The following is a 19,583-nucleotide window of genomic DNA, read 5'->3' on the forward strand; positions in this document are numbered from 1 at the left end:
TTAATAGATCTGGTCGCGCGGGGCGCCCCTCGCCTGGCAGGCATCGGGAATTCCTGTTCCGCCCCCTCTGCGGTGGGCCGTCGATCCGGCGGGCGATGAGCAGCGCCGGATCGATTCGGAAGGCCCTCTTCGACGTGCTCTCCCGCAGCGGAAAGCTGACCCGGCAGCCGGACTGAGTGTTCACGGCCATCGCGGGGGTCCTGCGTCGATCGGTAGCAGGCCGGAGAGCCGGTGCGCGCCGATCCGGGCCTGTCCCTGCGGAACACGCCTTCGGTACATGGGGGCGCAGCACGCCCGTGACCGCCGACGCCCGGCAGGCCCTCGCCCGACCGGCTGTCGCCCGCCGGCGAGGACCGGTCATGGACAGGGACGGTGTGTTCTCCGCCGCGCGGGGCCGGGCGCAGCCCGGTTCGGACCCAAGTCCAGCCATGCCCGATGAGGGGTGGACGCACGGCCGGCTCGGGCATGGTCGCACCAGCCTGCGTGCGCCGACATCCTCGCCCGCCGGCGCGACATCGACGCCAAGGGGCCGCTCACTCGGACCCCGCGACGACCGGCCTGTCGGCTCGCCGCTTCAACCGAGCCCACCACATCCGTCTCCAGGCCACCGTCGGCGCACACCGCCACTGCGCGCCCCAATACCGGAACCGGCGAGCTCAGGACCAGAAACCGAGGTGCGCGGCCGCTGCTTCGTCCTCCAGCAGCGGACCGACCACCTCGACCCTGCGCTGGCCCCGGGCAAACACCTCGCGACAGGGGAGGGACAGCGTCGGGTTCTCGGGATGGTCGCCGGTCAGGGCGAGAAGTCGCGCCTCGGACAAGGCGTAGACGACCCGGCCGATTCCGGTCCAGTAGACGGCGCCCGCGCACATCGCGCAGGGTTCCGCACTGCTGTACAGCGTGGCCCGGCCGAGTTCGTCGAGAGAAACCGCTCGGGCTGCGGCTGCTGCAGCGATCAGTTCGGCATGCTGGGTGGGATCGCCGGGCGGCATGGAGTTGTTGACGCCCTGGGCGATCACGTCCCCCCGGGCGGCGACCACAAGCGCCGCGAACGGGTGCCGACCACGTGCCACCCCCTCTTCCGCCAGGGTGATGGCGCGTTCCAGGAACTCCACATCGCGCTCGGCGAGCGGGGCCTGTCCATCGGTCCGCGCAGTCGGCATCGTCATGAGAACAGCCCTTCCGGTTCGCCGGCCTCGGCCAACCAGGCAGTCCTGCGCTCGAACAGGCCCGGAACAACGGCTGCGGCACGCTCGATGATGTCCGGGAGATCCGCGGTCACGAGTGCGCCGTCGCGAACGACGATCGATCCGGCCACAACGGTCATGGCCACGTCGGACCCGCGTACCGCGTGTACGAGATTGTGGTGGACATTCGCGTACGTCCCCTGGGTGATGAGCGGCGTGGTGCGTGGCGTTCCAGTGCGGACAGCGATGAAGTCCGCCTGCTTGCCGGCCTCGAGCGAGCCGATGCGGTCCTGTAGCCCCAGGGCCCGGGCTCCGCCCATGGTCGCCATCTCGAGCACCTGCCAGGAGTCCATCGCTGCGGCGTCCATGGCGCGTAGCTTCCCGAGGAGAGAGGCGACCTTCATCTCCTCGAACATGTCGAGGTTGTTGTTCTCCTTCTCCCCGTCGGTGCCGAGTCCTACGTTCACACCGGCGGCGAGCATTTCGGCGATCGGCGCCATTCCGCTGGCCAGCTTCATGTTCGACACCGGGTTGTGTGAGACCCCGACTGCTCGGTCGGCGATCAGCTGGATCTCCTGCTCATCCAGCCACACCGCGTGGGCGATCATGGTGCGGGGCACGTCGAAGAAGCCGAGGCGCTCCAGCGCGAACATGGGACGGGTGCCGAACTCCGTGTCGAACTGCTTCAGTTCGATCTCCGACTCCGAGCAGTGCAGGTAGATTCCGGTCTGGTACTCGTTGGCGAGGTCGAGGGCACGCCGGCGGCCGGCGTCGTCGGCGTAGAACAGGTGCTCAAGTCCGACCCACGGGATGATCCGCCCGTCGGCGCCACCGCTCCAGGTACGCAGCATGTGCTCGTTGTCGTCGAGGGTGTCGAAGTAGTCGTAGTCGGGGTGCGCGCCCACATAGTTGACCGTGACAAGTCGGTTGCCGAGGGCACTGGCGGCGCGAGCGGCACCATCGAGATGGCGCCACATGTCGACGATGGTGGTGGTGCCGGACAGGAGTCCTTCGGCGTAGCACAGCCATGCTGCTGCCTCGGCTTCGTCGGGACGGAGCACCCGGTGCATGGGGTCGATGTGCAGGCGAAGCCATTCCCACACCGGCAGGTGCTCGGCCGTCCCGCGAAGGACTCCGGAGTGGTGGTGCCCGTTCACCAGACCGGGCATGAGGATGTGGCCGGCGAGGTCGACAACGTCGGCGTCTGGGTACTGGGCTCGCACGAGATCGGCCGTGTCGATCATGACGATGTCAGTGCCGTCGACGGCGATTGCCCCGTCGGTGAGAATCTCGCGGCTCGGGTTCATGGTGACGACGACATCGCCGGTGTAAAGGGTGGTCATGTCACTCCTGGATTCTGAGTTTCTAGGGGGTGTCTCGCCGATCAGGCCGGATCAGTGAGCGGCGTTCTGCGGCCCCGGATCCAAGGCGGAGGAAGGAGACAATGGCGGAGCCATGGCGACCGACGACAACGCGGGAGACGGGGTCGCAGGGCGTCGCGAGCCCGGCATGATCGGCGAGACACCCCCTACGGGGTTGGTCGGATACGGAGGGCGTCAGTTGCGGGGCTCCGGGTCGCGTGCCGCGTTGCGTCGCGCGATGCCAAGCGCATTCACCGAAGGGTCTTGGGGGGTTCCGGCGCGGATGTGGTTGAAGGCCAGGTTCAGCACAACCGCGAGGACGGCGGCCGAGCTGATGCCGGACCCGAAGATCACTTGGAACCAGGACATCCCCCCGCCGCCGTTGATGATCGCGATCATGGTGGCGACTCCCGCGAAGGAGACTCCCTGGACGAGCGGCAGACGGGATCCGAAGAACGGGAGCCCCAGCGACTGCAGCAAAGTGGCCACACCGCCAATGAACAACGATGCGGTGATCAGCGCGCCGACCTCACTCGCAGCGAGGCCCGCAGCGCTGCCGACGACGAGCGGAGTGGCGATGAGGCTGCCGTACATGGTCAGCATGTGCTGGAGACCGAACAGCAGGCAGCGGCCGACGCCGAGGCGTTCGTCCTCCGGGTTCACGGTGGCATTCATACGGATCTCCTCCGGACACCTGAGCGCTGGCAGGTAGGAGCGTGACGCTAAGTCCAGCACCGCCGAAGCTCCAAGTTGGTTAGCATCGGGTTTCCCGATGGATGGAGCCGGACCGTGGCAATCAACCTGGACCGTCTCGAGGCGTTCGTCGTGGCCTCCGAGGCCGGATCCTTCTCGGCAGCCGCACGCGTCCTGGGAAAGGCGCAGTCTTCGCTCTCGGAGGCGATCTCCCAGCTGGAGATCGAGCTCGGTCTTGACCTGTTCGACCGGTCCACACGGATCCCGCGGCTGACTCCAGCCGGAGAGCGGATGGTGCTGGAGGCACGGACCGTTCTCGATCGTGCACGGGCCTTCGAGTCGCAGGCGGCTGCGTTTGCCGCGGGCACCACCGACTCGCTCACGATCAGTGTGAGCGTGCCGTTGCGGACGATCGTTGAGCCATTGCAGGAGTTCGCTGGCCGCTACCCGTATACGAACCTGGTCGTACGCAGCCCGCTGGGTACCGGCCGTGCGAGCGAGGATGTGCTGGCCGGCCGGGCCGCGATCGGGGTGGCGTTCACCGATCCCGACTACGACAGAGCACTTGGCTTCCGTCGGCTCGGCAACCTGATCCTCATGCACGTGGTGCATCGCAGTCACGTTCTCGCAGGACGCCGGCGACTGTCGTTCGCGGATATGCGCGAGCACCGGCGCCTTCTCTATGCGGAGGCCGGGACGCTGCATCCCACGGCTGAGTATCTGCAGACAGCGCAAACGTGGCGGATCCACGACTACGGCGTCCTGATGGAGATGGCTCGCGCGGGTCTCGGCTGGGCCACTGTTCCCCGTCAGTTCGTCGTTGACGGCCTCGCCTCAGGGGAGTTCGTCGAACTCCGACTCGACGCCTACGAGCACACCGACTGGCTCGTCGGTGTGGACCTCCTCTACCGGCGCGATGGGCGCCACAGCGAGCCGGAGCTCTGGCTGCGCGACCGTCTTGCCTCACATCGGGTCTTCGAACTCGATGCGCCCCCGGCGCGGGTCGGGAAGGCACGCCCGTGCTCAGCGCAGCGAACGCCGACGGCTCCACCGAGTCCGGATCCTTGATTGACGAGATCGTCCGCGAGGGCGCCCGGCGGATGCTCGCCGCCGCGCTGGAGGCCGAAGTCAACCAGTGCATAGCCGAGTTGGCCGGCCGAGACCGAGGAGGCGGGGCGCCGCATGGTGGTCCGCAACGGCCACCACCGGTCCCGCACGGTGGTCACCGCCGCCTGATCACACGTCACGCGGACCACAGCGACAATTGCTCAGCCTCTTCGGAAACGGTCACTTTGCTACGGAGGACATCTGATGGACGCCCAGGTCACTTCCGCGCTCATCGGTGGCGGCTGCACACTGTTCGGCGTCGCATTCGGCGTGGTCGGTACCCTCGTAGCCGCCCGGGCACAGATCACCGGCGCGAAAGCACAGGCGGACGCGATGCTCGAACAGGCCAAAGCCACTTACCGTGCCGCGCTTGACCAGGCCCACGCAGCGCAGCGCGCCGCCCATGAGCAGTGGCGGCGCGGCGTGCAACGCGACGCGTACGCCGCGTTCATCGCCGCGCTCGCAGAAGTGGAGCGACAGGTGACGCAGCCGGATCTGCTCACCAGCGAGGACTCCGACAGCACGGGGCCGTTGGGCACTGCCCTTCGTACATTGCGCGCCACCCGTGCCGCACTCGAACTCGAAGGCCCGGCCCCGCTGGCCATGCGAGCTGCGGAGGCATGCATCCGCACCGATGCCGTAGTGCGGTATGCCATCCAACTCGCGCCCAGGGCAAACGCCTTGAGAATCCTCAGCCACGCCATAACGAACGCCACGACCGCCGAGCGCGAAAACCCCAGATCGCCTGTGGGCCTCTCCTTGACCGCCCACCAGGACCTCACTCGGTTCCGCGAAGCGTCGTTCCAGTACGAGGCCGGCCGCATCGACCATGACGCCTACGACACGGCCCGCCAGCGCGCGGCGTCGAGCCTCGACGCTTGTGGGCTTCTCACGGCTCAGCAGATCCGTGCCCTGCTGTCGGACCCGTCATGGGACGGCGCCCTGCAGACCGGCAGGGAACATGCTGACGCCACCCAACGCCTGGCCGAAGCTCGTACAGCATTCGTCGAGGCTGCGCGTGAACATCTGGACCCGCTGCGTTGACCGGGCGCCCCGTAACGGCCGCCTCGATGGCAGGGCAGCCGTCGACCGCGGCTGACCGGACGTCAAGGGAGGACATGACGACTACGGAGCCCGCGGCCGCCATTTTAGCCATGCCGTACAGACCGCACGAGGCCGGTCGTGGAGAGATTCGCTCCAGCGACGTGTCCGGGGGGCCACTCCGGGCGCAGCTCTCGGACACAGGGGTCCGCATGCCGCAGAACGACCCGAAGGCGCTCCGTGAGGTTGCTCCGACGGCCTCATCGGCGGTGGGTCGTGCCGGCTCGGTCATGCCTCCCCACAGACCAGTGTGGAGACCAGCCGCAACTGCCCCTCGGCCGCACCCTGTTGTTCTGCGACGCACAGGTCGGCGCGTGCGCCGACCTCGATGACGCCGCGGCCGGTGAGGCCGAGCGCCCGTGCCGGAGCGGTCGAGGCCATCTCCCACACCTCGGCGAGGGTGAAGGGGGTCTCCCGCACGGCCCAGCGCACGCAGTCGAGCAGTGACCGGCCCGACCCGGCGAGCAGGCTGGTCCCGGTCAGCCGCAGTGTGCCGGACGGTTCCACGGTGACCGAACCGCCCACCGGTGTGCGGTACTCGCCGGGCGGACAGCCCGCCAGCGCGACCGAATCGCTGACGAGTACCGCTCGTCCGGTCCCCTTGGCACGGACCATGGCGACGAAGGCGTCGGCCGGCAGGTGGTGGCCGTCCGCGATGAACGTGGCGGTCAGCGCGTCCTCGGCGAGCTGGGCCCAGATGTGGTTGGGGTGGCGGGGCAGTACGGCGTGCGTTCCGTTCCCCAGGTGTGTCGACAGTCCGGCTCCGGCACGGGCCGCCTCGCGTATCTGCTCGGGCGAGGCGTCCGTGTGTCCCACCGCGACGACGACGCCGGCCCGAGTCGCGGCGCGGATGTAGTCCGCGGAGCCGGGCCGCTCCGGGGCGAGTGTGACGATGCGGACCAGCCCCGGTGCGGCGGCGAGCCATCCGGCCAGTTCGTCCGGGTCGGGGTCGCGCAGGTGCCGGGCGTCGTGCGCGCCGCGTGGCCCGTCAGCGGCCGCAAGGTACGGCCCTTCGACATGTACTCCGACGACGGTCCGGGCGACGAGCGGGCTGCGCTCACGCGCCTCGGCCACGGCCCGAAGCGCCCGGAGGATCCGCTCACGGGAGGCGGTCACCACGGTGGGGCAGTACGAGGTGACCCCGCGCCTCGGCACGGGCCAGCCGCTCGAACACCGCCAGCGCACCGGCCCGTACGGACTCCGCGACATCGGCGTTGTGCAGCAGGTCGCGGACGGTCCGCCAGGTGCGGTGCGGCTGGTCCTCGCTCAGGACCTCGACCCCGGCCTTCACGGCCCGCATCCCGCACCGGGTCACGTCCGTCCGCGTCAGCCTCACACAGGACGGGAGCACCGCGTCGACCGCCGCCTGGACCGCGTTCGGCGCAGCCCCCGCGTCGAACAGCGCGCCCAGCAGCATGTCACCGGCGACGCCCGACGTCGCGTCGATCCAGGCGACTCGGCCTGACTCGTTCATACCGCGGGTCTCCTGAGTGTGAGCGGCCGCGACCCGGCCGTCGTCCAGCTGTTCGACAGGTGGCTACACTCTGCCGACCCTCTTGGTGCGAACGCAATGGAGTGACGAATGGTCAGCAGACGTGGGCTGTTGAGCGGAGCAGCTGTGGTGGGTGCGGGCGCACTGACCGGTATCGTCGCAAGCGCGGTGCCGGCGGCCGCCGAGGCACCGCTGGACACGCCGTTCACCCCGGTCGCTGCTCCGCATCTTGCACAGGCCGAACAGATGGTGCAGTACCAGCGGCTGCTGGCCGCCGGCTATCTGCCCGGCGGCCTTGTGGGTCACTGGCCGCTGGACGGCAAGGGCGCCGACCGGTCCGGCCGTGAACGGCCTGTCACGCTCGGCGCGGGGGCGCGCTGGACGACGCTGCGCGCGGGCGGTGAGCTGAGCTTCGACGGCACGTCGGGGGCGTACGCGGCCACGAGTTCGGTGCTGGACACCACGGCGCCGTTCACGGTGTCGGCGTGGGTGCGGCTGTCCGACGACCCCACGTCGCCGGCCGATCCGGCGAACATGTACACGGCGGTGAGCCAGGACGGCGCGGTGGCGAGCCGTTTCCTGCTCCAGTACGAGCCGGCCGTGCGGAATTGGGCGTTCAAGGTCCGCAGCGAGGACCAGAGCGACAAGGTCTCCGCGGTCGCCCACACGACCGCCGCACTGGGCGTATGGACGCACCTGGCCGGCGTGTGGGACGGCACGAGCATCCACCTGTACGTCGACGGACAGCTGGAGGGCAGCGCGAACACGACCCTGTCCTGGGCCGCCACGCAGGGCTTCAACATCGGCCGCGCCAAGTACGACGGCGCGCCGGTGAACCGGTTCAAGGGCTCGGTGGACGACGTACGGGCCTACAGCCGGGCCCTGGCGGCGGAGGAGATCGCCGTCATCAGTGGGCGTACGGCCCGGGAGAACAACGTCTACCTGGTGGGTTCGCCTTCGTCGATGGTGTGGGGCCGTGCGGACGACCCGGCGAGCTGGATCGCCCACGCCCGCTGTTCCTCGTTCATCACGTGGGTGCTGAAGCACACCTACACATGGGCGACGGACACGTACTTCACGCAGTACTTCCAGGACCGGATCCCGGAGGCCGCGGACTACCGGATCGCCTTCGCGGCCGGGACGGCCGGGCCGCGGTTCCAACGCGTCCGCAAGGTCACCGACCTCCAGCCCGGCGACCTGATCTCGGTCGACTACAACGGCGCAGACCCGGACAACACCGGCCACATCGTGATGGTGCGGGAGGTCAAAGGCGTCTACACGGGGTCGCTGACCTTCACCGGCGAGACGCAGTACGCGGTCGAGGTCGTGGACTGCACGGCGGATCCGCACGGGGTGTACGGCCTGTCCAGTTACGCCCCGTATCCCGACACGCGGATGGTCAGCAACGTCGACGGCGAGAACCTGCAGGGCGTCGGCATCGGCCACATGATGTTCTACGCCTCGGACACCACCGGCGAGTTCTCGCGCTACCGGTGGAGCGTCAACTCCGGCTCGACGAAGACCTACACGGTGGCGGAGCGGCCGATCGCCGCCGCCCGCCTCGTCTGACGGCCCACCGCGGGGGCGGGAACGTACCTGTCGAGGCGGACTCCCCCCCAGGGTGTACCGAAGCAGGGAAAGCCGCGCCCCTCCGGCGTGGGGCGGGACGCCTCATTCGCCGGGGGCCCGGCCGTGCCGCGCCATGCGCTCGGACTATGTCTCGCGACCTCGGGCGTCAGCCCCGTATCGGCGAACACGGCATCGACGCCCGACGGCCCGCGTGCCCGCAACCGCTCGTGGAGAGCGCGCGCACGGGTCGGCCTCGTCGGCCGGGATGCCGTCCGTCAGGGACGTGGGTCCTTCTCGCCGTGCACAGCCGTGTACTCGGCCGCGAGCCACGGGCCCAGGTCGTCGACGAGCATCCCGAGCACCGCTCGATCGGGACAGGGCGCGCGGCCGGTGGACGCGGCGATACGCATCTGCGCGGCGCGCTCGGGGTAGTAGCGGCCGAAGAGTTCCGCGGACTTCTCGAGGTCGCTGGTCCAGCCGCCCCACCGGGGCATGATCAGGGTGAATCCGGTCCGCGCGAGGCGGCGGCCGACGCGCCGGCCGAGGGTGCGGAGACCGGTGTCCATGACCGTTTCCGCAGCCTTGGCGCGCCAGCGCGGCAGCAGGAGGGCGAGGTCGCCGTTCGTCTCGCGCGCGAGCAGGGATGTGGGTCGGTAACGGGGCAGTTCGTCCGCGAGATCGGGGCCGACGCCGTCGACTCGGGGAAACGCGCCGTCCAGTGCGGCTTCGACCGCGCGGGCGTCGGCGCGGTCTGCCGCGGTGGGTTCGGCGTGCAGGACGAGCTGGAGATCGAGGTCGGAGACTCCGGGCGTGGCGGTGCCGCGCGGGATGCTGCCGTAGAGGTAGGCGCTGTGCAGGCGCGTTGCGTCGAACGTCCCGGCGATAGTGGCCCGGGCGGCGTCGACGACGGGGACGAACGCAGACGGCACCCGGTCCAGTGCGCCTTCGCGTGCGATCGTTCCGTCTCGGTCCAGTCCCCGTGCATCCATGGGACCACTGTGTCCGATACTCCCGTTCACCGGAGCCCGCCGGTGATACCCGTCAGGTTGCCGCCGCCGGCTCCCTGCCGTGAACCGTTGTGGGCCGCGGGCCACGGGCGCGCGACAAGGAGACGTTGAACGATGGCCACACCCGTCAAGAAGATGCTCAACACCTACCCGGCCGACCTCGGTGGCTTGGGCCAGGAGGCGATGGCCCGGTGCATCGAGGAATGCATCGCCTGCGCCCAGGCGTGTACCGCCTGCGCGGACGCCTGCCTGTCCGAGGGCATGGTCGGTGACCCGACCAAGTGCATCCGCACGGACATGGACTGCGCCGACATCTGCACCGCGACCGCCGCGGTCCTCTCCCGCCACACCGGCTACGACGCCGACATCACCCGCGCGATGCTCCAGGCGTGCGCCACCGCGTGCAAGGCGTGGCCGGACGAGTGCGCGAGCCACGCCGACATGCACGAGCACTGCCGCGTCTGCGCCGAGGCGTGCCGGCTGTGCGAGCAGGCGTGCAACGAGCTGCGCGCCACTCTCGGCTGACCACGACGACCGGATCACAACAGCCTGACCACAAGGCTCATCACGACAGCCTGACCACAACGACCGACCACGGCCGGGGTCTCGGCGGCCGGGGCCGCCGACATGACCGTCCGCCGTCGGGGCGAAGGCCGCGCAGTGGCTGGTCCGCCGCAGGCAGGTCGTCGCATGGTCGCGCGTCCCCTGCCCGCCGTAAGGAATTCGTCATCCGGCCACGGCGGACACGCGGCCCTCGCCTGACGTTGAATGGGCCGACAGCGCAAGCGGGTTCAGGAGGAGACCATGGTGGGTGGGCGACGGCGGCCGGGCAGACCGGTGGTCATGGCGGCGGCGACGGCGGTCGTGGTGGCCGCGGGGGCGGGGCTCTACTGGTTCCAGCCGTGGAAGATCTGGCAGGACGAGACCGTGCGCGAGGACTTCCCCGTTGTCGCCGGAGACGCCACACCCGGTCCGTCGAAGGGCCCGTCCGCGAGCCCGGAGCCGGGCGCGCCGTCGCCGTCTGCGCCCCCGGCCGGGCCGGTGACGCTGGCCACCGGGTCGTTCGTCACCCACGAGCACCCGACCTCGGGCACGGTGAAGATCGTGCGCCTGCCCGACGGCACGCGGACGCTGCGCCTGGAGGGCCTGGACACCAGCAACGGGCCGGACCTGCGGGTGTGGCTCACGGACGCCCCGGTGAAGGAGGGGAAGGCCGGCTGGCACGTCTTCGACGACGGGAAGTACCAGAGCCTCGGCAAACTCAAGGGCAACAAGGGCGACCAGAACTACGCGCTGCCCGAGGACATCGATCTCGGCGCGTACAGCAGCGTGAGCATCTGGTGCGACCGTTTCGACGTGTCCTTCGGCGCTGCCGAGCTCGCGCCCGCCTGACACCTCTGACGAGGCGCGCCGGCGCCCGCCCGTTGCGGGCCGCCTCGCAAGGCGGTCCCGTGCCGGTGCGCCTCGCTACTCCGCACCGCTCACCGACAGCGCCGCCACGGCCGAGGACACGGCCCGCCGCAGCGTCGCGGCGTCCGCGCCGGCGCGGGAGCGCAGGTTCACCCCGTACGCGAGGAGGGCGAGCACCTCGGCCGCGGCGTCCGGGTCCGTGACAGGTGCGAGCTGCCCGAGGCTACGGGCGGTGGTGAGCGCCGTGCGCAGCGCCTCGCGGAGGCTGTTGTGCTGGCGCTCCACGAGCGCCTGGACCTCGGGGTCGCCGTTCTCGGCGCTGCCGGCCCCGGCCAGTGCGTTGGCGACCATGCAGCCCCAGCCGGCGAACTCACCGGAACAGCGCACCTCGATCAGCCCGGTGAAGAAGTCGGTGACGGCCGGCAGTCCTCGGTCGTCCTCCGCCATGCCGCGGAACGCCCGATCGGCGCGCTGCTCCCCGTAGCGGCGCAGCGCCGCCAGGTACAGCTGCTGCTTGCCGCCGAACGTGGCGTACAGACTGGACCGGTTGAGCCCCGTCGTGTCGACGACGTCCTGGATGCCGGTCGAGTCCACGCCCTGACGCCAGAACAGTCTCATCGCCGCGTCCAGCGCCGCGTCCGGATCGAAGTGCTTGATGTCCGGCATGTGCCGCCCGCCAATCAACTGGGACCGTTGATTCCAAGATAACGGGCCGAAACGGTGGCGGCGGAACTCGTACGCCCCTATCTTGGAACAGTCGTTTCATGATCTGGAGGGGACAGCCCTGATGAGCCTCGACGCAGAACTGCGTGCCTTCTTCGAGTCCCGCTACCCCGAGCTCCCTGCCGCCGCCCGTGAGGTGATGGAACGGGCAGGCCGCCGTCTCGCGGAATCCGGCCAGGCCGAGCGCGCACTCGCCGTGGGCGCGCGGGCGCCCCGTTTCGGCCTGCCCTCGGCCACCGGCGCGACCGTGACGCTGGACGGCATGCTGGCCACCGGCCCGGTCGTGCTCACCTTCTATCGCGGCGCCTGGTGCCCCTACTGCAACATCGCGCTGCGCGCGCTCCAGCGGCACCACGCGGAGATCGGCGCGCGCGGCGCGACGCTCGTGGCCGTCTCGCCGCAGATCCCCGACGAGTCGCTGTCCCTGAGCGAGAAGCACGAACTGGCCTTCGACGTGCTGAGCGACATCGGCTCCGACACGGCCAAGCAGTACGGTCTCGCCTTCGACCTGCCCGACGACCTCGCGGCCGTCTACGACTCCATCGGCATCGAACTCCAGCACTCCAACGGCGGCCACCCCCGGACGCTGCCCCTGCCCGCGACCTACGTCATCGACCGCGAAGGGGTGATCCGCTGGGCCTTCGTCGACACCGACTACACCAGGCGCGCCGAGCCCGCGGACATCCTCGCGGCGCTGGACACACTGAGCTGAGGCGACCCGCGCCGCATCGCACGGATGACGCACCGATGGCGGACCGGTCCGGTTTATCCACCGGCTGCCGGGTGACCCGGTGCGGGCGACGTTACGTCCGGAAGGTGACGTGTCATGAGTGCACAACATCGCGGCATGGATCAGGACCCCGAGCGCAGGAACAAGGCCGACAGGCCCGCACAGGAGGAGGGCGTACCCGAGGACCGCGGGCCCGGCGCGCATTCCGGGCGGGAGCGGCAACCCGGGCGGCGCACCGTTCCCGGGACGGCGAGTGCCACCGAGGGCTACAGCCCGGGAGGAACGCGCAGCGGTGAGCCTCTGGAGGGCGTGGAGAGCGACGAGGAGAACGAGACGTCCTGAACCGCCCGCCGCCGGCCCGGCCCGCGAGGGCGAGCGGGCCGGGCCGGCACCCACCGAGCACGGCACCGTCGCGGCCGGCGGAGAACGCCACAACGATCGCAGGCGCCGCCGAACACCGCCGGCGGCCGCAACCTCGCTCTGGAGCACGTACGCACGCCGTGCGTCGCGTTCTGCGACGACGACTGCTGGTGGGACCCGGGCGCGCTCGCCCGCGTCGAGCGACTGCTGGACCGTCACGACCGCCTCGCGGCCGTGACCGTGCACCACGCCCCCTCCCCGGCCCGGGACGCCACCCGGCGCCGTATCGACGGCCTGCGCAACACGCTGTGGTTCTCCTGGCTGCGCCGCCCGTTGTTGCCGGCGCTCCGGCGGACGCTGTACCTCGCTCGTACCGTCCCGCACGACCGCGCCTCGCTCCGGGCCTTCGCCGACGCTCGCGCCGGGCTCGGCTGGGTCCTGCGCGAACGGCGGGTCGTCCCTCCCCCGATCGAACGACGGCTCGCCGCCCTCGAAGAGGCACAGAAGCGGTTCACCGCGCGCCGCTCCATCGGCTGACGAACCGTCACCGTCCCGCCACCGAGCGGACCGGGCCGCCTCAGTCGGACGTCCGGCGCAGTACGAGGCAGACGAAACCCCAGCTGTCCCGGTACGAGCGCAGCCATTCGGAGCGGCGGGCGGTGGCTGTCGCGAGAACCTCGGAGCTGTCCGGATCGTCGGGACGGTCCAGGGCCCAGGAGGCGAGCGACCCCCAGCACGCCCACTCGTAGTCGTCCAGCTCCCGGCGTGTGCTGACGTGCCCGTGGACAGGCGTCCACCCGTTCGCGGTGACGCGGTCCACGGTGGTCGCCAGGTCGGTCAACTCGCCCAGCATTTCTACGGCTTCCGGGGAAGGCTCCTTCTCCCAGAATCCGTCACCGACCAGGACGCGCCCTCCAGGAGCCAGGTGCTCGCGTACCGCCGCGAGAGTGGGCAGCAGGCCGCCGAATACGTGGGTGGCCCCGACGCTGAGCACCAGGTCGAACGGGTGCGCGGAGACGAAGTCGGCGGCTGTCCGATGGTGGAGGACCAGCCGTTCGTGGACGCCGAGCCCGCTCGCGGCCGCACGGGCCTGTGCGAGCGCGCCGGCGGAGGTGTCGACGCCTTCGGCATGCAGGCGAGGGTGGGTGGCCAGGGCACGGAGGAGCCACTCTCCCCCGCCGCAGCCGAGGTCGAGTACACGCGCGTCTGCCCGGGGGATCCCGTGGTCGAGCAGTTGGCGCACCGCATCGTCGTCGAGCGGGGACCTGATCGGATGGCGGGCATGGGCGATGTCGGACACCTGTTCACGGTTCACCGCCGCAGCCTGACATCGCCGAAGACCACTCGCACTCCTGTTTTCCGGGTCCTGGTGCGCCCGGCCGGTCCCGTCGGATCAGAAGGGGACGCCGCACGCGACGGCGAAGAGGCACAGGGCCGCGAGACCCAGGAGCGCCGCCACGCCCCGGCGCAGCAGGCGCTGTCTGAGTTCGTCGTAGCGGTTCGTGTACTCCTGGCGGAGCTCGGCGGCCCGTGCCACCAGGGCCACGAGGACACGGCGTGACAGGGCGACACGGTCCTCGGCGTAGAGGCGGACGACTTCCTCGCGCTGCCCGGTGGTGAGCCATGGCATCCGGTCGGCGAACGCCTCCGCCTCGCGCTGCGCCTCCTGCAGACGGCTCTGGGCCAGCAGATAGCCTTCGAGCGCCGCAATGCCGCCGGCCGCCTCAGCCTCCGGGTTCCGGACCGGCCTGCTCACCGGTCTCCCCTCTCGCCCAGTGGCGGAGCGATTCCCTTGCCCGGTTCGACCACGTCACGGCGGTGGGCGTCCGTGATGAAGTCGAGGTCGGCCATGCCCGGGTGGTGCAGCTCGAACGCGGGGGACTCGCTGCGGATGCGGGGCAGGGTGACGAAGTTGTGCCGCGGCGGCGGGCAGGACGTGGCCCACTCCAGCGAACGGCCGAAGCCCCAGGGGTCGTCCACCAGGACCTGCGTCCCGTACCTCGACGTCTTCCAGACGTTGTACATGAAGGGCAGGACCGACAGGCCCAGCAGGAACGAGCTGATCGAGGAGAACGTGTTCAGCGCGGTGAAGCCGTCGGCCGCGAGATAGTCCGGGTAGCGCCGCGGCATGCCCTCGGCACCCAGCCAGTGCTGCACCAGGAACGTGCCGTGGAAGCCGATGAACAGCGTCCAGAACGTGATCTTGCCGAGCCGCTCGTCCAGCATCTTGCCCGTGAACTTCGGCCACCAGAAGTGGAATCCGGCGAACATCGCGAACACCACGGTGCCGAAGACGACGTAGTGGAAGTGCGCGACGACGAAGTACGAGTCCGATACGTGGAAGTCCAGCGGTGGGGACGCGAGAATGACCCCCGTCAGGCCGCCGAAGAGGAACGTCACGAGGAAGCCGATCGCCCACAGCATCGGTGTCTCGAAGGACAGCGAGCCCTTCCACATCGTGCCGATCCAGTTGAAGAACTTCACACCGGTCGGGACCGCGATGAGGAACGTCATGAAGGCGAAGAACGGCAGCAGCACACCGCCGGTGACGTACATGTGGTGGGCCCACACCGTCACGGACAGACCGGCGATCGCGATGGTCGCGCCCACCAGGCCGATGTAGCCGAAGATCGGCTTGCGGGCGAAGACCGGGATGATCTCCGTGACGATGCCGAAGAACGGCAGGGCGATGATGTAGACCTCGGGATGGCCGAAGAACCAGAAGAGGTGCTGCCACAGCAACGCGCCGCCGTTGTCGGCGTCGAAGACGTGGGCGCCGAACTTGCGGTCCGCCTCCAGGGCGAGCAGCGCGGCGGCCAGGACCGGGAAGGCGAGCAGGACCAGCACACCGGTCAGCAGCACGTTCCAGGTGAAGATCGGCATCCGGAACATCGTCATGCCGGGGGCGCGCATGCAGATGATCGTGGTGATGAAGTTGACCGAGCCGAGGATCGTGCCGAAGCCGGAGAAGGCCAGACCCATGATCCACAAGTCGCCGCCGACACCCGGCGAACGTTCGATGCTGTTGAGCGGCGCGTAGGCGAACCAGCCGAAGTCGGCCGCACCCTGCGGGGTGAGGAAGCCGGCCACCGCGATCAGCGAGCCGAAGAGGTACAGCCAGTACGCGAACATGTTCAGCCGCGGGAACGCCACGTCGGGCGCGCCGATCTGCAGCGGCATGATCCAGTTCGCGAATCCGGCGAACAGCGGCGTCGCGAACATCAGCAGCATGATCGTGCCGTGCATCGTGAACGCCTGGTTGAACTGCTCGTTCGACATGATCTGCGTGCCCGGACGGGCCAGCTCGGCGCGCATGATGAGCGCCATCAGCCCGCCGATCAGGAAGAAGAGGAACGAGGTGAGCAGATAGAGCGTGCCGATCGTCTTGTGGTCCGTGGTGGTCAGCCACTTGATGACGACATTGCCGGGCTGTCTGCGCCGCAGCGGCAGCTCGTTCTCGTACGCGTCCTCGTCCTCGGACAGCGCGGCCTTCTCCGGGTTCACGCGAACTCCCACTCGTCGGGGCAGCCTCGGGGAACCTGCATCACGCCACCCAAAGGGACGCACACGTTCCCCAAAGGGACATCGAGGGGCAATCTAGCGCTCCTGCACTCCGCCTGCCCGAGTGACATGCCTGGCGCGACGGCCACCGGGCGGGCCCCGGCCCACCCCGCTCACCTGCCGTGACGCGCGGTGCCGCCGGTGCGCGAGCGGGACGGCACGCTCTCGCTCCGGGGACTTTTCACTCCATCGGGGCCACTCGGAAGGGCAATGTCCACAGGCCGGATGCGTACGGCGCCCCGTCCTGCGCAGCCGGCGTGGACCGCGCAGGACCGGGCCGCACGGTCATCCGCGGAGGTCGCGCAGGTACGTCGCGAACTTCTCCAGGCCGTCGATGTTGCGGGGCCCGCTGATGCCCTCGTTGTAGTCGAGGACGAAGAAGTTGTTCTTCTTGACCGCGGGCAGCTCGCGGGTGTGCGGGGACTTCTTCAGGAAGTCGATCTTCTTCTGGGCGGGCAGGTCGCCGTAGTCGAGGATGATGACGACTTCCGGCTCGGCCTTCGCGACGGATTCCCAGTTCACCTGGGTCCACCGCTGGTCGAGGCCGCCGAAGATGTTCCTCCCTCCGGCCGTCCTGATGATGTCGTTGGGAGGCACCTGGCTGCCCGCGGTGAAGGGCTGGTCCGTGCCGGAGTCGTAGAGGAAGACCGGCATCGGGTCGCCCTGGGGCGCCTGGTCCTTGACGGCCTGCACCCGCTTCTTCAGGTCCGCGACCACCGCGTCGGCCTTGTCCTCGACCCTGAAGATACGGCCGAGCCGCTGGAGGTCGGTGTACAGGGCCTCGAACGGGGTGACCTTCTCGGGGTACCGGGGATAGTTGAAGCAGCTCTCGGTGTGCATGAAGCTCTGGATGCCGAGCTTGTCCAGGATCTCCGGCGTGATGCCCCGCTCGTCCTTGAAGCCCGAGTTCCAGCCGGCCACCACGAAGTCGGACTTCGCCTCGACGACGAGTTCCTTGTTGAGGAGGTCGTCGCTGAGCATCTTCACCTTGGCGTACTCGGCCGCCCACGGGGATTCGCTCACCGGCGGGTTCGCCGGGGGCATCACATAACCGTGCACGTGCTCGGTCAGGCCCAGGCTGAACAGCTTGTCCGCGCTTCCCCCTTCGTACGCGACCGCCCGTTGGGGGACGGAGTACTCGACCGGCTCACCACACCTGTTGACGGTGACCTTCGCGGACGCCTCGGCGTCCGATGCGACGTCGGCTCCGCAGCCGCTGAGCAGCAGCGTGGCCGCGAGCGCTGATCCGAGAGCGGCGCGCCGCCGCACCGGGCCGGGGAATGGGGTTGTGGACATGGCGTGATGCTGCCTTTCGACGTTGGTTTCGACGGGAGAAGCGACGGGAGGAATCAGCGGGAAGGGGAGAGCGTGTACAGCAGCTGAGGATCGCCCGTCAGGGGGTGGGCGACGATGCTGGCCTTGACGCCGAAGACGTCGTCCACCAGTTCCGTGGTCAGGACGTCCTCCGGCGTTCCGGCGGCCACGAGGCGCCCGCGGGAGAGGACGCCGAGCCGGTCGCAGGCGGCCGCCGCGAGGTTGAGGTCGTGCAGTACGACCAGGACGGTGAGTCCCGACCCTCGCAGGAGCGAGAGCAACTCGACCTGGTGGCGCACGTCGAGGTGGTTGGTCGGCTCGTCGAGCACCAGGATCTTCGGTTCCTGGACGAGGGCCCGCGCCAGCAGGACGCGCTGGCGCTCCCCGCCCGACAGTGTGAGGACACCGCGCCGGGCGAGGTGGCGGATGTCGAGCTGGTCCATCACCCGCTCGCACAGGTCCCGCTCCCGCCGGCCGAGCGCCTGGTTGCCCTGGAGATGCGGTGTGCGTCCCAGTTCGACGACCTCCTGGACCGTGAAGTCGAGGTCGACGGACCCGTCCTGGGTCATGGCCGCGATGACCTGTGCGCTGCGGCGCATGGTGAGGCGGGAGAGGTCCTGTTCGCCCACCCGGACGGTGCCGGAGCTGGGGCGAAGTGCGCGGTACACGCAGCGCAGGGCGGTGGACTTGCCGCTTCCGTTCGGCCCGATCAGGCCGACGACCTGACCGCTGCGCACATCGAGGGACAGGTCGCGCACCAGGCTCCTGCCGTCGGTCACGACGGAGAGCCCGTCGAGGCTCAGATCCATCTCAGCGGCCTCCGAACAGGTAGCCCTTGCGGCGCATCAGCGTGATGAACACCGGCACGCCGACGAGTGCGGTGATGACGCCGAGGGGCAGCTCGCGCGGGGCGACCAGCGTCCGGGACGCCAGGTCGACCCAGACCATGAAGACCGCCCCGGCCAGTGGCGCCACGGCCAGCACCCGGGCGTGGCCGGCGCCGACGACCATGCGCACCAGGTGGGGCATCACGAGTCCGACGAAGGCGATGGCCCCGCTGACGGCGACCATCACGCCCGTCACGAGCGACACCAGCACGAGCAGGCCCTTGCGGTGGCGGTCGGGGCTGATGCCCAGGCTCGCGGCGGTCTCGTCCCCGAGGGCGAGCACGTCCAGGGCGCGGCCGTACCGGTACAGGACGGCCAGCCCGAGGATCACCGCCACGGACACGACGGGCAGCGAGCCCCAGGCGGCGGCTCCGAAGCTGCCCATCGTCCAGTACAGGACCATGCTGGTCGCCTCGCTGTCCGGCGCGAAGTAGATGATCACGCTCATCACCGCCTGGAAGCCGAGCGACATGGCCACGCCCGTCAGCACGAGACGCAGCGGGGAGAGCGACCCCCGGCTGGACGATGCGGCATACACCAGGAGCGAGGCGACCAGGGCGCCGACGAAGGCCCCGGCGGACACGGCGTAGACGCCCAGGGCCGCCAGTCCCCCGGTGACGGTGACACCGACGGCGCCGACGGACGCCCCGGACGAGACGCCGAGGACGAAGGGGTCGGCGAGTGCGTTGCGCACGAGAGCCTGGATGGCGACACCGATGGCGCTCAGCCCCGCCCCGACGAGCGCCGCGAGCAGCACCCGTGGCGTGCGGATCTGCCAGATGATCTGATACGTGGTCACCTCGTCCGGCGCGATGGTGCCACCGCTGAGCGCCGCACACAGGTACCGGGCGGTCTCCCCCGGCGTGATCACGGCGGAGCCGAGACCGATGGCCACGACGATCGAGGCGAGGAGTACGGCGAGCAGGGCGGCGCAGGCGGTCACCAGGCCCTTGCGGGACGTGAGCCGGTCCCTCACGCTCGGCGCGGGTGCGGGGGTTGGGGCGGCGGACGTATCGGCGCCGCTGCTCGCCGACGGCGCGGAGATCGCGGGCGGGGACATCGAATGGTGGCCTTCCAGATC

Annotated in this window: 20 protein-coding genes and 2 pseudogenes; 9 read left to right on the forward strand and 13 right to left on the reverse strand. The window is 69.9% G+C overall.

Annotation, left to right across the window (positions count from 1 at the left end; genetic code table 11):
• Positions 1-656 precede the first annotated feature (656 nt).
• The 3 genes from ACF08N_RS00175 to ACF08N_RS00185 form a co-directional block, all read right to left on the reverse strand.
• On the reverse strand, positions 657-1,169 hold the full coding sequence (locus ACF08N_RS00175; protein ID WP_392322264.1) for a nucleoside deaminase: 513 nt from the start codon (positions 1,167-1,169) through the stop codon (positions 657-659).
• On the reverse strand, positions 1,166-2,530 hold the full coding sequence (locus tag ACF08N_RS00180) for an amidohydrolase family protein (RefSeq protein ID WP_392322265.1): 1,365 nt from the start codon (positions 2,528-2,530) through the stop codon (positions 1,166-1,168). The genes ACF08N_RS00175 and ACF08N_RS00180 overlap by 4 nt, the downstream gene beginning before the upstream one ends.
• 213 nt (positions 2,531-2,743) lie before the next feature.
• Positions 2,744-3,223, reverse strand: coding sequence for a solute carrier family 23 protein (locus tag ACF08N_RS00185; RefSeq protein ID WP_392322266.1), 480 nt, complete (start codon positions 3,221-3,223; stop codon positions 2,744-2,746).
• A 114-nt stretch (positions 3,224-3,337) separates the two neighbouring features.
• Between ACF08N_RS00185 and ACF08N_RS00190 the strand changes: the two genes are divergently transcribed.
• The 3 genes and pseudogenes from ACF08N_RS00190 (at position 3,338) to ACF08N_RS00200 (ending at position 5,392) form a co-directional block, all read left to right on the forward strand.
• Complete coding sequence (locus ACF08N_RS00190; protein WP_392322267.1) at positions 3,338-4,309, forward strand: LysR family transcriptional regulator; 972 nt, start codon at positions 3,338-3,340, stop codon at positions 4,307-4,309.
• A pseudogene (locus tag ACF08N_RS00195) lies at positions 4,261-4,474 on the forward strand (IS256 family transposase); the annotation flags it as partial. The gene ACF08N_RS00190 and the pseudogene ACF08N_RS00195, both read left to right, overlap by 49 nt.
• 78 nt (positions 4,475-4,552) lie before the next feature.
• Entirely contained in the window at positions 4,553-5,392 is an 840-nt protein-coding gene (locus ACF08N_RS00200) for a hypothetical protein (protein WP_392322268.1), read from the forward strand.
• 285 nt (positions 5,393-5,677) lie between these two features.
• On the opposite strand, the gene ACF08N_RS00205 is transcribed toward ACF08N_RS00200, so the two are convergent.
• Both ACF08N_RS00205 and larC read right to left on the reverse strand, forming a co-directional pair.
• On the reverse strand, positions 5,678-6,568 hold the full coding sequence (locus tag ACF08N_RS00205; protein WP_392322269.1) for an N-acetylglucosamine-6-phosphate deacetylase: 891 nt from the start codon (positions 6,566-6,568) through the stop codon (positions 5,678-5,680).
• Positions 6,549-6,923, reverse strand: a complete 375-nt coding sequence (larC, locus tag ACF08N_RS00210) for a nickel insertion protein (protein ID WP_392322270.1) — start codon at positions 6,921-6,923, stop codon at positions 6,549-6,551. Before larC ends, ACF08N_RS00205 begins: the two co-directional genes overlap by 20 nt.
• A 108-nt stretch (positions 6,924-7,031) precedes the next feature.
• Here larC and ACF08N_RS00215 point away from each other — a divergent pair, with 108 nt between their 5' ends.
• Positions 7,032-8,510 carry a LamG domain-containing protein gene (locus ACF08N_RS00215; protein ID WP_392322271.1) on the forward strand — a complete coding sequence of 493 codons (1,479 nt, stop codon included), beginning with the start codon at positions 7,032-7,034 and terminating at the stop codon, positions 8,508-8,510.
• Between the two features lie 275 nt (positions 8,511-8,785).
• On the opposite strand, the gene ACF08N_RS00220 is transcribed toward ACF08N_RS00215, so the two are convergent.
• A complete protein-coding gene (locus ACF08N_RS00220) occupies positions 8,786-9,499 on the reverse strand; it encodes a nucleotidyltransferase (protein ID WP_392322272.1) in 714 nt (237 codons plus the stop codon).
• 132 nt (positions 9,500-9,631) lie between these two features.
• Between ACF08N_RS00220 and ACF08N_RS00225 the strand changes: the two genes are divergently transcribed.
• Positions 9,632-10,042, forward strand: coding sequence for a four-helix bundle copper-binding protein (locus ACF08N_RS00225; protein ID WP_392322273.1), 411 nt, complete (start codon positions 9,632-9,634; stop codon positions 10,040-10,042).
• A 279-nt stretch (positions 10,043-10,321) separates the two neighbouring features.
• The gene (locus tag ACF08N_RS00230) at positions 10,322-10,909 is read left to right on the forward strand and encodes a DM13 domain-containing protein (RefSeq protein ID WP_392322274.1); all 588 of its coding nucleotides are present in this window, start codon (positions 10,322-10,324) and stop codon (positions 10,907-10,909) included.
• A 75-nt stretch (positions 10,910-10,984) separates the two neighbouring features.
• On the opposite strand, the gene ACF08N_RS00235 is transcribed toward ACF08N_RS00230, so the two are convergent.
• Complete coding sequence (locus ACF08N_RS00235; protein WP_392322275.1) at positions 10,985-11,593, reverse strand: TetR/AcrR family transcriptional regulator; 609 nt, start codon at positions 11,591-11,593, stop codon at positions 10,985-10,987.
• A gap of 121 nt (positions 11,594-11,714) precedes the next feature.
• On the opposite strand from ACF08N_RS00235, the gene ACF08N_RS00240 reads away from it, so the two are divergent.
• The 3 genes and pseudogenes from ACF08N_RS00240 to ACF08N_RS00250 form a co-directional block, all read left to right on the forward strand.
• Positions 11,715-12,362 (forward strand): peroxiredoxin-like family protein, encoded by a 648-nt coding sequence (locus ACF08N_RS00240; protein WP_392322276.1) that lies wholly within the window; start codon positions 11,715-11,717, stop codon positions 12,360-12,362.
• A 114-nt stretch (positions 12,363-12,476) separates the two neighbouring features.
• Positions 12,477-12,722 carry a hypothetical protein gene (locus ACF08N_RS00245; RefSeq protein ID WP_392322277.1) on the forward strand — a complete coding sequence of 82 codons (246 nt, stop codon included), beginning with the start codon at positions 12,477-12,479 and terminating at the stop codon, positions 12,720-12,722.
• A 117-nt stretch (positions 12,723-12,839) separates the two neighbouring features.
• Positions 12,840-13,277 (forward strand): annotated as a pseudogene (locus ACF08N_RS00250) (glycosyltransferase family A protein); the annotation flags it as partial.
• Positions 13,278-13,317: 40 nt separating this feature from the next.
• Here ACF08N_RS00250 and ACF08N_RS00255 read toward each other — a convergent pair.
• The 6 genes from ACF08N_RS00255 to ACF08N_RS00280 form a co-directional block, all read right to left on the reverse strand.
• On the reverse strand, positions 13,318-14,055 hold the full coding sequence (locus ACF08N_RS00255) for an SAM-dependent methyltransferase (protein ID WP_392322278.1): 738 nt from the start codon (positions 14,053-14,055) through the stop codon (positions 13,318-13,320).
• A gap of 78 nt (positions 14,056-14,133) precedes the next feature.
• Positions 14,134-14,496, reverse strand: a complete 363-nt coding sequence (locus ACF08N_RS00260; RefSeq protein WP_392322279.1) for a hypothetical protein — start codon at positions 14,494-14,496, stop codon at positions 14,134-14,136.
• The gene (ctaD, locus tag ACF08N_RS00265; protein ID WP_392322280.1) at positions 14,493-16,244 is read right to left on the reverse strand and encodes a cytochrome c oxidase subunit I; all 1,752 of its coding nucleotides are present in this window, start codon (positions 16,242-16,244) and stop codon (positions 14,493-14,495) included. Before ctaD ends, ACF08N_RS00260 begins: the two co-directional genes overlap by 4 nt.
• A 342-nt stretch (positions 16,245-16,586) precedes the next feature.
• On the reverse strand, positions 16,587-17,597 hold the full coding sequence (locus ACF08N_RS00270) for an ABC transporter substrate-binding protein (RefSeq protein WP_392322281.1): 1,011 nt from the start codon (positions 17,595-17,597) through the stop codon (positions 16,587-16,589).
• Positions 17,598-17,650: 53 nt separating this feature from the next.
• Positions 17,651-18,424: an ABC transporter ATP-binding protein gene (locus tag ACF08N_RS00275; RefSeq protein WP_392322282.1), complete on the reverse strand. Its 774-nt coding sequence runs from the start codon at positions 18,422-18,424 to the stop codon at positions 17,651-17,653.
• Between the two features lies 1 nt (position 18,425).
• A complete protein-coding gene (locus tag ACF08N_RS00280) occupies positions 18,426-19,445 on the reverse strand; it encodes a FecCD family ABC transporter permease (RefSeq protein ID WP_392322855.1) in 1,020 nt (339 codons plus the stop codon).
• Positions 19,446-19,583 lie beyond the last annotated feature (138 nt).

It is taken from the genome of Streptomyces sp. NPDC015127 (assembly GCF_043080095.1).
Classification (GTDB): Bacteria; Actinomycetota; Actinomycetes; order Streptomycetales; family Streptomycetaceae; genus Streptomyces.